Source organism: Streptomyces sp. NBC_01335, from assembly GCF_035953295.1.
Lineage (GTDB): Bacteria > Actinomycetota > Actinomycetes > Streptomycetales > Streptomycetaceae > Streptomyces.
Map to the genome: position 1 here is coordinate 2,403,433 of NZ_CP108370.1, position 14,875 is coordinate 2,418,307.

11 protein-coding genes and 3 tRNA genes are annotated in these 14,875 nt (G+C 71.4%); 7 read left to right on the forward strand and 7 right to left on the reverse strand.

Translation table 11 applies throughout. From position 1 onward, the window contains the following. Nucleotides 1-219: 219 nt before the first annotated feature. Together OG599_RS10265 and OG599_RS10270 are read left to right on the forward strand one after the other, a co-directional pair. Entirely contained in the window at nucleotides 220-501 is a 282-nt protein-coding gene (locus tag OG599_RS10265) for a type II toxin-antitoxin system Phd/YefM family antitoxin (RefSeq protein WP_327175668.1), read from the forward strand. Next, complete coding sequence (locus tag OG599_RS10270) at nucleotides 498-761, forward strand: Txe/YoeB family addiction module toxin (RefSeq protein ID WP_327175669.1); 264 nt, start codon at nucleotides 498-500, stop codon at nucleotides 759-761. The genes OG599_RS10265 and OG599_RS10270 overlap by 4 nt, the downstream gene beginning before the upstream one ends. 495 nt (nucleotides 762-1,256) lie before the next feature. Here OG599_RS10270 and OG599_RS10275 read toward each other — a convergent pair. The 3 genes from OG599_RS10275 to OG599_RS10285 form a co-directional block, all read right to left on the reverse strand. Then, nucleotides 1,257-1,330: transfer RNA gene (locus tag OG599_RS10275), tRNA-Ile, on the reverse strand. Between the two features lie 277 nt (nucleotides 1,331-1,607). Next, a tRNA-Asn gene (locus OG599_RS10280) sits at nucleotides 1,608-1,683 on the reverse strand. 5 nt (nucleotides 1,684-1,688) lie between these two features. Next, nucleotides 1,689-1,761: transfer RNA gene (locus OG599_RS10285), tRNA-Asn, on the reverse strand. A gap of 255 nt (nucleotides 1,762-2,016) precedes the next feature. On the opposite strand from OG599_RS10285, the gene OG599_RS10290 reads away from it, so the two are divergent. The 4 genes from OG599_RS10290 to OG599_RS10305 all read left to right on the forward strand — a co-directional run bounded on the left by OG599_RS10290 (nucleotide 2,017) and on the right by OG599_RS10305 (nucleotide 7,674). After that, complete coding sequence (locus OG599_RS10290; protein WP_327175670.1) at nucleotides 2,017-2,322, forward strand: YtxH domain-containing protein; 306 nt, start codon at nucleotides 2,017-2,019, stop codon at nucleotides 2,320-2,322. A 100-nt stretch (nucleotides 2,323-2,422) separates the two neighbouring features. Then, a complete protein-coding gene (locus tag OG599_RS10295; RefSeq protein ID WP_327175671.1) occupies nucleotides 2,423-3,895 on the forward strand; it encodes an FGGY family carbohydrate kinase in 1,473 nt (490 codons plus the stop codon). Nucleotides 3,896-4,015: 120 nt separating this feature from the next. Next, entirely contained in the window at nucleotides 4,016-5,749 is a 1,734-nt protein-coding gene (locus tag OG599_RS10300; protein WP_327175672.1) for an ABC transporter ATP-binding protein, read from the forward strand. Next, a complete protein-coding gene (locus OG599_RS10305) occupies nucleotides 5,749-7,674 on the forward strand; it encodes an ABC transporter ATP-binding protein (RefSeq protein WP_327175673.1) in 1,926 nt (641 codons plus the stop codon). The genes OG599_RS10300 and OG599_RS10305 overlap by 1 nt, the downstream gene beginning before the upstream one ends. 94 nt (nucleotides 7,675-7,768) lie before the next feature. Here the strand turns inward: OG599_RS10305 and OG599_RS10310 are convergent, their stop codons facing one another. Beyond that, on the reverse strand, nucleotides 7,769-8,887 hold the full coding sequence (locus OG599_RS10310; protein WP_442809409.1) for an RNA polymerase sigma factor: 1,119 nt from the start codon (nucleotides 8,885-8,887) through the stop codon (nucleotides 7,769-7,771). A 217-nt stretch (nucleotides 8,888-9,104) separates the two neighbouring features. Further along, nucleotides 9,105-11,027 (reverse strand): DNA primase, encoded by a 1,923-nt coding sequence (gene dnaG, locus OG599_RS10315; RefSeq protein ID WP_327175674.1) that lies wholly within the window; start codon nucleotides 11,025-11,027, stop codon nucleotides 9,105-9,107. A gap of 156 nt (nucleotides 11,028-11,183) precedes the next feature. Between dnaG and OG599_RS10320 the strand changes: the two genes are divergently transcribed. After that, nucleotides 11,184-11,735 carry a hypothetical protein gene (locus OG599_RS10320; protein WP_327175675.1) on the forward strand — a complete coding sequence of 184 codons (552 nt, stop codon included), beginning with the start codon at nucleotides 11,184-11,186 and terminating at the stop codon, nucleotides 11,733-11,735. A 172-nt stretch (nucleotides 11,736-11,907) separates the two neighbouring features. Here OG599_RS10320 and OG599_RS10325 read toward each other — a convergent pair whose 3' ends face one another. Together OG599_RS10325 and OG599_RS10330 are read right to left on the reverse strand one after the other, a co-directional pair. After that, nucleotides 11,908-13,167 (reverse strand): NAD(P)/FAD-dependent oxidoreductase, encoded by a 1,260-nt coding sequence (locus OG599_RS10325; protein ID WP_327175676.1) that lies wholly within the window; start codon nucleotides 13,165-13,167, stop codon nucleotides 11,908-11,910. Nucleotides 13,168-13,366: 199 nt separating this feature from the next. Further along, complete coding sequence (locus OG599_RS10330; RefSeq protein ID WP_327175677.1) at nucleotides 13,367-14,818, reverse strand: deoxyguanosinetriphosphate triphosphohydrolase; 1,452 nt, start codon at nucleotides 14,816-14,818, stop codon at nucleotides 13,367-13,369. Between the last annotated feature and the right edge of the window lie 57 nt (nucleotides 14,819-14,875).

A 14,875-nucleotide genomic window follows, 5' to 3' on the forward strand; every position in this document is an offset into this window, starting at 1 on the left:
CAGGGCCCGGCCCTCCTTGAACCGTTCGAGATGACAGGGCCACCCATGCGGCCCTCGAAGGTCGTCGCGATCGGCCGGGGAGGCTCGGTGGCAACGTCCACGAAGGATGCGTTTCGGAGTGGAGTCAGATCAGATGATCGAAGGCGAACCGCATGGACGTCCGGAGGTGGATCGCGATCAGCCGCACAGGGATCCTCTCTGTACGTTATCGTGTACGTCATGAAGACGATGAGTGTCACCGAGCTACGCGCGGGCATCGCCGACGCCCTCGACGCGGTGGAGAACGACGCCGAGGAGCTGGTCATCACCCGGACTGGCCATGAGCCGATGGTCGTCGTCTCGCTCGCCGAGTACGAGGCACTGAAAGAGACCGATTACCTGCTGCGGTCGCCCGCGATGGCCGAGCGCCTGCGCAGGTCCATCGAGCAGGACCGGGCCGGCCAGGGTGCACTTCGCGAGCTGGTGGATCCCGATGACGAGGCCGGGCGGGGCTCCGCGTGAAGGTGCTGTTCGTCGACGACGGCTGGAACGATTACCTGTGGTGGCAGGGGAGCGACCGCAAAATACTGAAGCGCATCAACCAGCTGATCGCCGACATCGACCGGGGCGGCCACGAAGGAATCGGCAAGCCCGAACCGCTGCGGAACGACCTCTCCGGCTACTGGTCGCGGCGCATCAACTCCGAACACCGACTGGTGTACCGCATCGACGAGAACGCCATCATCCACGTGGTGGCGTGCCGCTTCCACTACGAACGGTGAAACCAGGCGCGTACCCACCGGGCCATGCCTCGGCTCTTGACAGCGCCCGTCAGCCTTCGCGGGACGTAGGCACGGGCTCACGATCCACGTGACCAGGGCGCGACCGCTCGCTCGGGGGCGTATCGGCGATGGCGTCCCTCTGGGGCTCGGTGAGCTCAAAGTCGAGGGCGTCGATGTTCTCCGGCGCCCAACGAGACCCCCCGTCGGCAGGAGGCGTTCGACAACCTCATGCACCAAAACCCTCACCGGTCACACCGGTGAGGTGCACTCAGACACGGCCTAGCACCATGGACCGGCAGGTGCGGCCGTGGGACCGCCCTCAACGCTCCCACGAACACGAGGTCAACAAAAGACCAGGTCACAGCCGTGCGATACCTGCCTGGAAAGACCGAAGCCACACGTTCGCTGCACCGACGTGCGGCGAACGCTGCACGCGAAATGCCCCCGGAAACCACGAATCCCCAGGTCAGAACGATTCTGCCTGGGGACGCTGGGTGGGGCGGGTGGGACTCGAACCCACGGCCGACGGATTATGAGTCCGCTGCTCTAACCGGCTGAGCTACCGCCCCGTTTCGGCGTGGCGCGTACAAGTGTGCGCGCCGTCTGCCGCAGCATAGCCGGTCATACGATCTCTCGCTCCGGCTGGTCCACATCGCTTGATCTTGAGGACCGCGCTGTGTGCTGCCCGGTTCCGGGCGGCCGGAAAGCGACCCGAACGTGTCACGGATGAGGCGGCGGAGGGCCCGGGGCGGCCGGAGAGTGACGAGGCCCACAGGGCGGAGACCACACCCCGGAGACGGGGTGGGCCCACAACGCGGAAGAGGACCCCGAAGGGTCCTCTTCCGTTGGCTCCCCCGACTGGACTCGAACCAGTAACCCTCCGGTTAACAGCCGAATGCTCTGCCAATTGAGCTACAGGGGACCGCGCTCCCCCGACTGGACTCGAACCAGTAACCTGCCGGTTAACAGCCGGCTGCTCTGCCAATTGAGCTACAGGGGATTGCTGCGTTGCCTCGAAATCGTACCTGCCTGGCTACTGCCGAGCGGCGCGCGTTCGCTGCGACACATACATTAGCGCAAGCAGGGGGGTGCTTCGCCAATCGGTACGTCCCGGGGTGATCTCGGGTGCCTCCGGGTAGGCGGGGAGCAGACGTCCCACGCAGGGAACGCGTCCCGTGCAGGGAACGTCCCGGGCAGTGAACGTCCCACGCAGAGAACGCCTCACGCAGCGAACGCAGAACGAAGGGTGACTGCCATGCGGTACCGGCTCACGTTCATCGCCGGCCTCGCTCTCGGCTACGTGCTCGGCACGCGGGCCGGCCGGGAGCGCTACGAGCAGCTGAAGAAGTCCGCCCGCCAGGTCGCCGAGAACCCCGCCGTGCGCAACACCGTGGAGTCGGCCGCGCAGAGCGGCCGGGAGTACGCCGGGAAGGCGTACCACTCGGTGAGCGAGAAGGTCGAAGGCCGGGTGCCCGCCTCGGTGGCCGACCGGGTGCGGTCGCTCCGGGAGCGCGCCGGGCACAACGGCGTCGAGGACGACTGGGGCACCACCAACACCTGACCCACCCCGCGTCACCCGGTCCAACCGCCTCAGGCCCCCGCACACCGCGGGGGCCTGAGGCGGTTGCGGGAAAGCCCACGCGATGCGGCAGAATCCGTACATGGGCATAGTCGCCGGCTTGGACAGTTCCGCCGCCTTCACGCACATCGTCGTCTGCGACACGGACACGGGTGCCGTGCTGCGGGAGGGGTACGCCGCACATCCGGTCGAACCGAAGGCCGCGGAGGTCGATCCGCAGGCGTGGCTCCTCTCCCTCGGTGAGGCGGCCGCCGGTGGGCTGCTCGAAAACGTCGAGGCGATCGGGGTCGCCGCGCAGCAGCACGGGCTGGTGGCGCTGGACCGGCAGGGCACGCCCGTCCGTCCGGCGCTGGTGGGCAACGACCGGCGGGCGCAGGTCGCCGCGGCGGATCTGGTCGACGGGCTCGGCGGGCGGCAGCCCTGGGCCGAGGCGGTCGGGGCCGTGCCGCAGGCTTCGCAGCCGGTGGCGAAGCTGCGGTGGCTGGCGCGTACCGAGCCGGAGAACGCGCAGCGGGTGGCCACCGTGCTGCAGCCGCACGACTGGCTGGTGTGGCAGTTGCTGGGCCGTCCCGCCCGGCGGACCACCGACCGGGGCGGCGCCTCCGGTACGGGGTACTGGTCGGCGCGCACCTCTTCCTACCGGCCCGACCTGGTGGAGCTCGCGCTCGGTCACCAGGCCGCGCTGCCCGAGGTGCTCGGCCCGTCCGACGCGGCCGGTACGACCCCCGAGGGGCTGCTGATCTCCGCCGGTACCGGCGAGACGATGGCGGCGGCGTTCGGGCTCGGGGTGGCGGTCGGGGACGCCGTGGTGTCGCTGGGGGCCTCCGGTTCCGTGATGGCGGTGCACCACGAGGCGCTGGCAGATCCGGGCGGGATGATCACCTCCTTCGCCGACGCCACCGGGATGCACCTGCCGGTGGTGCACACCTCCAACGCGGTACGTGCCCTGCGCGGGACCGCCGACATGCTCGGGCTCGACGGCGGGCTGGAGGAGTTGTCGGCGCTCGCGCTGAAGTCGACGCCCGGCTCCTCGGGGCTCGTACTCCTTCCGTACCTGGAGGGTGAGCGGACCCCGCAGTTGCCGCACGCGGCGGGCACGCTCTGCGGGCTGCGGCGCGAGTCGATGAAGCCGGAGCACCTGGCGCGGGCCGCGTTCGAGGGGATGCTCTGCTCGCTGGCCGACGCGCTCGACGTGCTGCGCCGGCGCGGGGTGCACGTGCGGCGGGTGTTCCTGCTGGGCGCCGCGGCCGAGCTGCCCGCCGTGCGGGCGATGGCGCCGGCGCTCTTCGGTACGCAGGTCGTCGTGCCGCAGCCCGCGCAGTACGCGGCGCTGGGCGCGGCCCGGCAGGCGGCGTGGGCGCTGGGGGTCTCGCGGGGCCGGCTCGACCCGGCCACTCCCCCGGCCTGGCAGGGTGCGGCGGCGCAGGTGCTGGAGCCGGGCGATGAGCTTCCGGTGGGGCGGGCGGTGCGTCAGCAGTACGAGGCGACGCGCGACCAGATCCACCCGGGGGCGTTCGAGTCCGACGGGCCGGGCGCGGAGGCCGGTACGGACTGACGGCGGTCGTGAGCCCCGCGCTCGCTTCTTGACTCCGGCTTGGGGAAAACGGTTCGTCCCCACGGAGGTGCGCACGGCAAGATGGTTCGGCCTCTGCCGTCGCCGACCCGAGAGACACGCGTGCTCATAAAACTGCTCAGGTCCTTCCTGGGCCCCTACCGAAGGCCGATCCTGCTGCTGGTGTTCCTCCAGCTCCTGCAGACCTGCGCCTCGCTCTACCTGCCCAGCCTGAACGCCGACATCATCGACAACGGTGTCGTGAAGGGCGACACGGGCTACATCCTGGAGTACGGCGGCGTGATGATCGCCGTCAGCGTCGTCCAGGTCGTCTGCAACATCGGCGCCGTCTACTTCGGGGCGCGGACCGCTTCCTCGCTCGGCCGCGACCTGCGGGCCTCGGTCTTCGACCGGGTGCAGTCGTTCTCGGCCCGTGAGGTCGCCCGGTTCGGGGCACCCTCGCTGATCACCCGTACGACCAACGACGTCCAGCAGATCCAGATGCTGGTCCTGATGAGCTTCACGCTGATGGTGTCCGCGCCGATCATGTGCGTCGGCGGGATCATCATGGCGCTCGGCCAGGACGTGCCGCTCTCCTCCGTGCTGCTGGCCGTGGTGCCGCTGCTGGGGATCGCGGTGAGCCTGATCGTCCGGAAGATGCGGCCGCTGTTCCGCACGATGCAGAAGCGGCTCGACACGGTGAACCGGGTGCTGCGCGAGCAGATCACCGGCAACCGTGTGATCCGCGCCTTCGTGCGCGACGGGTACGAGGTGGAGCGGTTCCGGGGCGCGAACACGGAGCTGACGGACGTGGCGGTGTCCACGGGCCGGCTGATGGCGCTGATGTTCCCGACCGTGATGACGGTGGTGAACGTGTCGTCGATCGCGGTGGTGTGGTTCGGTGCGCACCGGATCGACAGCGGCGGGATGCAGATCGGCGCGCTGACGGCGTTCCTGTCCTATCTGATGCAGATCGTCATGTCCGTCATGATGGCCACCTTCATGTTCATGATGGTGCCGCGCGCCGAGGTGTGCGCGGAGCGCGTCGACGAGGTCCTGGAGACCGAGTCCAGCGTGGTGCCGCCCGTCGCCCCGGTGACGGAGCTGCGCCGCCACGGCCATCTGGAGCTGCGGGGTGCGGAGTTCCGCTACCCGGGCGCCGAGGAGCCGGTGCTGCGCACGGTGGACCTGGTGGCCCGGCCCGGCGAGACGACCGCGATCATCGGGTCGACGGGCAGCGGGAAGTCGACGCTGCTGGGGCTGGTGCCGCGGCTGTTCGACGTGACGGAGGGCGAGGTCCTCGTCGACGGTACGGACGTGCGGACGCTGGATCCGGCGCTGCTGGCGAAGACGGTGAGCCTGGTCCCGCAGAAGCCGTACCTCTTCTCGGGGACGGTGGCGTCGAACCTGCGGTACGGGAACCCGGACGCGACCGACGAGGAGCTGTGGCACGCGCTGGAGGTGGCGCAGGCCAAGGAGTTCGTGGAGCGGCTGGACAACGGCCTGAACTCGGCGATCGCGCAGGGCGGCACCAATGTCTCCGGTGGTCAGCGGCAGCGTCTGGCCATCGCGCGGACGCTGGTGCGCAAGCCGGAGATCTATCTCTTCGACGACTCGTTCTCGGCGCTCGACTACGCGACCGACGCGGCGCTGCGTGCGGCGCTCGGGCGGGAGACGGCGGGGGCGACGGTGGTGATCGTCGCGCAGCGGGTGTCGACCATCCGAGACGCCGACCGGATTCTCGTCCTGGACGAGGGCCGGGTCGTGGGCACGGGTACCCATCGCGAGCTGATGGACGGCAATGAGACGTACCGGGAGATCGTTCTCTCCCAGCTGACGGAAGCGGAGGCGGCGTAATGGCCGGGCCGGGCGGACGGATGATGGCCGGGGCGCCCGCGAGCAAGTCCGCGGACTTCAAGGGGTCGGCCAAGCGGTTGCTGGGGCGGTTCAGCGCGGAGAAGTCCTCGCTGTACCTGATGCTCCTCGCGGGTGTGCTGAGCGTGGGGCTGTCGGTGGTCGGGCCGAAGATCCTGGGCGCGGCGACGGACCTGATCTTCGGCGGGGTCATCGGGCGGAGCATGCCCGGGGGCGCCACGAAGGCGCAGGCGATCCAGGCGCTGCGGGACAAGGGCGACGGCGCGATGGCGGACCTGCTCTCCGGGGTGGACTTCACTCCGGGGCAGGGCATCGACTTCACCGCGGTGGGCCATGTGCTGCTGGCGGTGCTGGCGGTCTACGTCGGTGCCGGGCTGCTGATGCTGGTGTCGACGCGGCTGTCGATCCGGATGATCAACCGGGTGGTGTTCCAGCTCCGCGAGGATCTCCAGACGAAGCTGTCGCGGCTGCCGCTGTCGTACTTCGACCAGAAGCAGCGCGGTGAGGTGCTGAGCCGGGCGACGAACGACATCGACAACATCTCGCAGACGCTCCAGCAGACGATGGGGCAGTTGATCAACTCGCTGCTGACGATCGTCGGCGTGCTGGTGATGATGTTCTGGATCTCGCCGCTGCTGGCGCTGGTGGCGCTGGTCACGGTGCCGCTGTCGGTGGTCGTGGCGTCGCGGGTGGGCAAGCGTTCGCAGCCGCAGTTCGTGCAGCAGTGGAAGGTGACGGGCAAGCTCAACGCCCACATCGAGGAGATGTACACCGGGCACAGCCTGGTGAAGGTCTTCGGGCGCCAGGACGAGTCGGCGGAGCGGTTCGCCGAGGAGAACGAGGCGCTGTACGAGGCCGGGTTCAAGGCGCAGTTCAACAGCGGGATCATGCAGCCGCTGATGATGTTCGTGTCGAACCTGAACTACGTGCTGGTCGCGGTCGTCGGCGGGCTGCGGGTGGCGTCGGGTTCGCTGTCGATCGGTGACGTGCAGGCGTTCATCCAGTACTCGCGGCAGTTCTCGATGCCGCTGACGCAGGTCGCGTCGATGGCGAACCTGCTGCAGTCCGGTGTCGCGTCGGCCGAGCGGGTCTTCGAGCTGCTGGACGCCGACGAGCAGGGGGCGGACCCGGTGGACGCGGAGCGTCCCGCCGAGCTGCTGGGCAGTGTGCGGCTGGAGAACGTGTCGTTCCGCTACGACCCGGAGAAGCCGCTCATCGAGGATCTGTCGCTGAGCGTGGAGCCGGGGCAGACGGTGGCCATCGTGGGTCCGACGGGTGCGGGAAAGACCACGCTGGTCAACCTGCTGATGCGGTTCTACGAGGTGACCGGCGGCCGGATCGTGCTGGACGGCGTGGACGTGGCGCGGATGTCGCGCGACGAACTGCGGTCCGGGATAGGGATGGTCCTCCAGGACACCTGGCTGTTCGGCGGTTCGATCGCGGAGAACATCGCGTACGGCGCCGCGCGCGAGGTCACCCGGGAGGAGATCGAGGAGGCGGCCCGCGCGGCCCACGCGGACCGGTTCGTCCGTACCCTCCCCGAGGGCTACGACACGGTCATCGACGACGAGGGCACCGGGGTCAGCGCGGGCGAGAAGCAGCTGATCACCATCGCGCGGGCGTTCCTGTCCGATCCGGTGATCCTCGTCCTCGACGAGGCGACCAGTTCGGTGGACACCCGTACCGAGGTGCTGATCCAGAAGGCGATGGCGCGTCTCGCGCACGGGCGGACCAGCTTCGTGATCGCGCACCGGCTCTCCACGATCCGGGACGCCGACGTGATCCTGGTGATGGAGAACGGTTCGATCGTGGAGCAGGGCTCGCACGACGAGCTGCTGACGGCGAAGGGCGCGTACGCGCGGCTGTACGCGGCGCAGTTCGCCGAGGCGCTGGCCGAGGTCGACTGAGGCCCGCGGGGCGCTGAGGGCGCTCCTGGACGGTCCCTGCGGCCGTCCGGGGGCGCCCTCCGGCGTTGTGGTGGGGCCGTGGGGCCCCGGGGGGTCAGTCGAGGTAGCCGCGGAGCTGTCCGGCGTAGGCGTGGCCGCGGAGCCGTGCGAGGGTCTTGGCCTCGATCTGGCGGATGCGTTCGCGGGTCACGCCGAAGAGCGTGCCGATCTCCTCCAGGGTGCGGGAGCGTCCGTCGTCCAGGCCGTAGCGGAGCCGGACGACCCGGCGTTCGCGTTCGCCGAGGGTGGAGAGCACGGCTTCCAGGTGTTCGCGCAGCAGCAGGAAGGACGCCGACTCGGCGGGTGAGGCGGCGTCGCCGTCCTCGATGAGGTCGCCGAAGCAGACGTCGTCCTCCTCGCCGACCGGCGCGTGCAGGGAGACGGGTTCCTGGGCGAGCCGCAGGACCTCGCGGACGCGTTCGCCGCTGAGTTCGAGTTCGGCGCCGACCTCCTCGGCGGCGGGCTCGTAGCCGCGTTCCTGGAGGAGCCGGCGGCGTACCCGGACGACGCGGTTGATCTGCTCCACGACGTGGACCGGGACGCGGATGGTGCGGGCCTGGTCGGCGAGGGCGCGGGACATCGCCTGCCGGATCCACCAGGTCGCGTAGGTGGAGAACTTGTAGCCCCGGGTGTAGTCGAACTTCTCGACGGCCCGGATGAGTCCGACGTTCCCCTCCTGGACCAGGTCGAGCATGGTGAGGCCGCGTCCGACGTAGCGCTTGGCGACGGAGACGACGAGCCGGAGGTTGGCCTCGATGAGGCGGCGTTTGGCGTTGCGGCCGAGGACGACGATCAGGTCGAGGTCGTGGGCGAGCCGGGAGTCGGGGCGGGGGCCGGTGGCGAGGCGGTCCTCGGCGAACAGCCCGGCTTCGACGCGGCGGGCCAGCTCCACCTCCTCGGCGGCGGTCAGCAGCGGCACGCGGCCGATCTCGCGGAGGTACTGGCGCAGCAGGTCCGATCCGGCCCCGGTGTGGCCGCCGGCCCGGCCCGGGGGTGCGGCGGGTGCGGTCTCCTCGTCGTCCTGCTCCTCCAGCACGGCGTCGGGGGGCGCGGGCGGCCGGGCCCCGCTCTCCGGATGGTGCGCGGCCCTGCTCTGCGGGAGAATCGCGGGAACGTACGCGGGGGCATACGCGGGGGCGTGGTCCGTCGTACTCGTCACGGTCCGGGTCTGCACGGGGGCGACCTCCAGGTGATCGCTGCCGGAACGCGGGGACGGGGTCCGCCCTCGGTGGGCCGACGCGCTCCGATGACTCAGGCACCGCCCTCCAGTGTGGCGTACGGCACAACACCGCCACGAGGGGCGTGCGGCGACTTTTTCGGTGCCGCCGATCCGCGTGCGCGCCGGGTGTCGGGGCGGTTCCGCGTACGCGGAGGGTGTCGGAGGCCGGGTGTCAGAGCGCGTCGGTGCCGTGGCTGCGGAGCGCCTGGGCGTACTGCTGGAGGACCCAGACCTCGTTCTGCGCGGCGGCGAGGTGGTCCGGGGCGACCTGGGAGCCGAGGCGGGCGAGGCTGCTGTTGACGTCGGCGATCCGGCGGTCCACGGCGCGCAGCCGGACCTGGACGAGCTGCATGCCCGCGTAGGTCTCGTCGATGGACTTGCCGTGGAAGACCTCGACGGCCAGCTCGGTGACGAGTTTGCGTACGGAGTCGTGCGGGGTCGCGTCCAGGACGGCGGCCAGGTAGTCGCGGGGCTCGGCGACGCCCTGTTCGGCGCCGCCCGCCTCGGCGATGCACTCGCGCACCGCGGCGTAGGGCGGGGCGGTGAACTCGTCGGAGCCGTACGCGTCGAAGGCGGGCGAGACCAGGGCGGGCTTCTGGAGGGCCAGCTTGAGGAGCTCGCGTTCGGTGCGGTGGGCGGGGCTGCGGAGGTTGAGCGCGGGGCCGGAGGGGGCGATGGAGACGGGCGCGACGTTCTGGTGCCGGCCGCCGGGGCGGGTCTGCTTGCTCCCGTTGCCCTGGCGGCCGCCGCCGTCGCCGCCCCGGCCGCGCGCCCACTGGGCGAGCTGGTGGACGCGGTGGACGACGTACTCCTGGTCGAGGATGCCGACGAGCCCGGCGAGCTGGACGGCCACCTCGCGCTGGACGCTGCTCGTCTTGATCTTCGCGACGACGGGCGCGGCCTCGTCCAGGGCGGCGGCGCGGCCGGCCGGGGTCTCCAGGTCGTAGCGTCCGACGATCTGGCGGAGCGCGAACTCGAAGAGCGGGGTGCGGGGTTCGACCAGGTCGCGGACGGCGTCGTCGCCCTTGACCAGGCGCAGGTCGCACGGGTCCATGTTGTCGGGCGCGATGGCGATGTAGGTCTCGGCGGCGAACTTCTGGTCGTCCTCGAAGGCGCGCAGGGCGGCCTTCTGGCCGGCCGCGTCGCCGTCGAAGGTGAAGATCACGCGGGCGCTGCCGTTGTCCATCAGGAGGCGGCGCAGGATCTTGATGTGGTCGTTGCCGAAGGCGGTGCCGCAGGTGGCGATGGCGGTGGTGACGCCGGCCAGGTGGCAGGCCATGACGTCGGTGTAGCCCTCGACGACGACGGCGCGGCTGGCCTTGGCGATGTCCTTCTTGGCGAGGTCGATGCCGTAGAGGACCTGCGACTTCTTGTAGACGGGGGTCTCGGGGGTGTTCAGGTACTTCGGGCCGTTGTCGTCGTCGCGCAGCTTGCGCGCGCCGAAGCCGACGATCTCCCCCGCGGTGTCGCTGATGGGCCACATCAGCCGGCCCCGGAACCGGTCGATCGGGCCGCGCCGGCCGTCCTGGGAGAGGCCGGAGGTGATGAGTTCCTTGTCGCTGAAGCCCTTGCCGCGCAGGTAGCGGGTGAGGTGGTCCCAGCCGGCGGGGCTGTAGCCGACGCCGAAGTGGGCGGCGGCGGCCTGGTCGAAGCCGCGCTCGGCGAGGAACTTCCGGCCGATCTCGGCCTCGGGTCCGTCGAGCTGCTCGACGTAGAACTTCGCGGCTGCCTGGTGGGCCTCGATCAGCCGGATGCGTTCGCCGCGCTGGTGGGAGGGGTTGTAGCCGCCCTCCTCGTAGCGCAGGGTGATGCCCGCCTTCGCGGCGAGGCGCTCGACCGTCTCGGAGAAGGTGAGGTGGTCGATCTTCATCACGAACGCGAGGGTGTCGCCGCCCTCCTGGCAGCCGAAGCAGTGGAACAGGCCCTTGGAGGGACTGACCTGGAAGGAGGGGGACTTCTCGTCGTGGAAGGGGCAGAGTCCCTTGAGGTTTCCGCCGCCCGCGTTCTTGAGCTGGAGGTATTCGGACACGACGGAGTCGATCGGGACCGCGTCCCGTACCGCCTTCACGTCGTCGTCATTGATCCTGCCAGCCACGGGAGAAGTCTACGGGGGCGCGAGGGGTTGCCGTCCTGGCCGGGAGGCGCGGGCCGGGAGGAGGCCCTTCCACAGGCAGGGAGGACGCCTTCGTGCGGGCGGAGGACGCCCTTGCATAGGCTGACGCGATCACGTCATTCGTTGGTGGGGGCACATGTGCGGTACGGACGGTGGGCGGTCGCGGTCGTGGCGGTGGGGGCGGCCCTGGTGGGGCTGAACCGGTGCGGCGGGCCGGAGTATCCCGAGGCGGCGCTCGGCGGGGCGGTCTCGGTGGTACGGGCGGCCTCGGACAGGGTCGTCACCGCGGGCGGGCTGTCGGGAGCCGCACGGACCGACGACGGGATCTCCGCCTCCCACTGCTCCGCGGACAGGCTCCTCACGGGCACGGACGTCGTGCCCGGGGCCTACCGCCTCACGGAACGCTGGCGCGTCCACGACCTGCCGCACCACGGGGCGACGGGCGCCATCAGCGCCGCGGCCCAGGCGATGGCGGCGGACGGGTGGACGGTCGAGGGGAATACGGACGACGGGATTCCGGCCCATGTCACGGCCGAGCGCGACGCCCCGCCCACCGAGGGTGCCGCTGTCCGTCTCACGGTGACCTTCGACGCACCGGAGGACACCACCCTCCGGGTCACCGTCGCCGCCAGCTGCGTCCGGGCCCCCGACGCCCCGGACGACGAGGAGTGGCTGCCGACCGTCTCCTGACGGCGCGCGCCCGGGCGCACCCCGGGAGCGCCCCCGGAGCGCGCAGGTGCACCGGGCGGTTGCCGGTGGCATGTCCCGTACACGGAGGTGCGGCGCAGCTTCGTGTACGGGACGGGTCCCGGGCGGGGCCGGCAGGCGTGCGGGACGGGTACGGGAACGGCGTGCGGATCGGTCAGAGCAGGGATTCGAGCGGGACCGAGGGGTCGGCCAGGGCGTCCGGGTCCTGCTGGGAGCGGGCGGTGATCAGCGCCTGGACGGTCTCCGTGACGTCCCACACGTTGACGTTCATCCCGGCCAGCACGCGGCGGTCCCGCAGCCAGAAGGCGAGGAACTCGCGCTTGCGCGCGTCGCCCCGGATGACGACCTGGTCGTAGCTGCCGGGCGGCGCCCACCCCGAGTACTCGAGGCCCAGGTCGTACTGGTCGGAGAAGAAGTACGGCACCCGGTCGTGGCTCACGTCCTGCCCGAGCATCGCGCGGGCGGCGGCCGGGCCGCCGTTCAGGGCGTTGGCCCAGTGCTCGACGCGCAGCCGGGTGCCGAAGAGCGGGTGTTCGACGGAGGCGACGTCCCCGGCGGCGTAGATGTGCGGGTCGGAGGTGCGCAGCGAGGCGTCCACGGCGATGCCGCCGCCGTGCGCCCGGTCGGCGAGCTCCAGCCCGGCGGCCTCGGCGATGCCGGTGCGCGGGGCGGCGCCGATCGCGGCGAGCACGTGGTGGGCGGGGTGCTCCTCGCCGTCGTCGGTGCGGGCGGCGAGCACCACGCCGTCCTGGCCGACGATCTCGGTGAGGCGGGCGCCGAAGTGGAAGCGGACGCCGTGGTCGCTGTGCAGGTCGGTGAAGATCTGGCCCAGTTCGGGGCCGACGACGCCGTGCAGCGGGGTCGGTTCGGGCTCGACGACGGTGACCTCGGCGCCGTAGCCGCGGGCCGCCGCCGCGACCTCCAGGCCGATCCAGCCGGCCCCGGCGATCACCAGGTGGCCGTTGTCCCGGCCGAGGGCGGAGAGCACGCCGCGCAGCCGGTCGGCGTGGGCGAGGCGGCGCAGGTGGTGGACGCCGACCAGGTCGGTGCCCGGGATGGGCAGGCGGCGCGGCTCGGAGCCGGTGGCGAGGAGCAACTTGTCGTAGTGGATCACGGTGTTGTCGCCGAGCTGGACCGAACGGGCGTACCGGTCGACGGAGGTGACCGGCTGGCCGAGGTGGAGTTCCACGTCGGCGCCCGCGTACCACCCCTTCTCCTGGACGAACACGCTGTCGCGGTCCGCCTTTCCGGCGAGGTACCCCTTGGAGAGCGGCGGTCGCTCGTAGGGGTGGTCGCGCTCGTCGCCGATCAGGATCACCCGGCCGTCGAACCCCTGCGAGCGGAGTTCCTCGGCCGCCTTCGCGCCGGCCAGTCCTCCGCCGACGATGACGAACGTCCTGTGTGCGTCCACCACTTGCTGCCTCCTCAGTGCGTACTGCGCGGTGCGTACTGCGCGGCGCCCTCACCCTGCGAGCCTCCCGCACGCAGGGTGAGGGCGAAAGAGGGTGTGCCCCTCCTGGCGCATGTCCCATGGTTGCGGGCCCGGCTGTGTGCCAGCACATCATCCGCCCCGCCGCCGGGGGCGGCCGCCGCGCCCCGCAGGTCACGGCGCGTCAGGGGGCCTGCCTCGTGACGTACATGTGCAGGGAGCGGGCGGAGGCGTCGGTGAGGGCGGCGATCTGGTCCACCAGGACGCGCTTGCGGGCCCGGTCGTCGGGCGCGGTCTCGAACAGGGCGCGGAACTGCGGTTCCAGGCCCTCCGGCGCGCGGGCGGTGAGCGCGGCGGCGAGTTCGGCGATGACGACGCGCTGGTCGGCGCGGATCGCCTCCTGTTCGGTGCGCTGCATGACGTACCGGACGGCGACGGCCTTGAGCACCGCGCACTCGGCGCGGACCTCGCGGGGGACGACGAGTTCGGCGGCGTACCGGGTGAGCCGGCCGGGGCCGTGGACCTCGCGGGTCGCGGTCTCGGCGGCCTGGCAGAACCGGCCGATGAGCTGGCTGGTGGCGTCCTTCAGCCGGGCCTGGGCCACGGCGGAGCCGTCGTAGGCGTGCGGCCACCACTCCTGGCCGGTGAGCCGGTCCAGCGCCTCGGCGAGCTCCTCGGGGTCGGTGTCCGGCGGGACGTACCGGCCGATGGCCGCCGCCCAGATCGCCTCCCGCTCGGCCGGGTCGTGCAGGCGGGCGGGGACGAAGTGGCCCGCGTGCAGGCCGTCCTCGAAGTCGTGGACGGAGTACGCGACGTCGTCGGACCAGTCCATCACCTGGGCCTCGAAGCAGGTCCGGCCGGGCGGGGCGCCCTCGCGGGCCCAGGAGAAGACCGGCAGGTCGTCCTCGTACACCCCGAACTTGGCCGATTCCGGGTCGGTGGGCCGGCCGCCGCGCGGCCAGGGGTACTTGGTGGCGGCGTCGAGCGCGGCCCGGGAGAGATTGAGGCCGACGCTGGCCGGTTCGCCGGTGCGCGGGTCGCGGACGAACCGCTTCGGCTCCAGCCGGGTCAGCAGCCGCAGCGACTGGGCGTTGCCCTCGAAACCGCCGCAGTCGGCGGCGAACTCGTTGAGCGCCTGCTCGCCGTTGTGGCCGAACGGCGGGTGGCCCAGGTCGTGCGCGAGGCAGGCCGTCTCCACCAGGTCCGGGTCGCAGCCGAGGACCGCCCCCAGCTCCCGGCCGACCTGCGCGCACTCCAGGGAGTGGGTGAGCCGGGTGCGCGGGCTGGCGTCCCAGGCGTCGCCCCGGGTGCCGGGTGTGACGACCTGCGTCTTCCCGGCCAGCCTGCGCAGCGCGGCGGAGTGCAGCACCCGGGCGCGGTCGCGCTGGAAGGCGGTGCGGCCGGGGCGCTTGTCGGCCTCGGTGTCCCAGCGTGCGGTGTCGGAGGGGGTGTAGCCCGGGGGTGAGTGGGGCGCGAGCGCGGGGGGTTGCGGCGCCGAGGGCGCCGGCGCGGCCGGTTCCCGCTCCGTGCCGTAAGGGACCGGGCCGTTGTCGTGTACGTCCCGGTCCGTGCTGTCGGTGTGTCGTGTCCCGTGGTGGTGTGTCCCGTGCGTACCGATCCCGTGTGTCCCGTCCATGGTTACGACCATAACGACCGGGTCCGACAGTTGACCGGGATCGGGCGGGAAGGAACC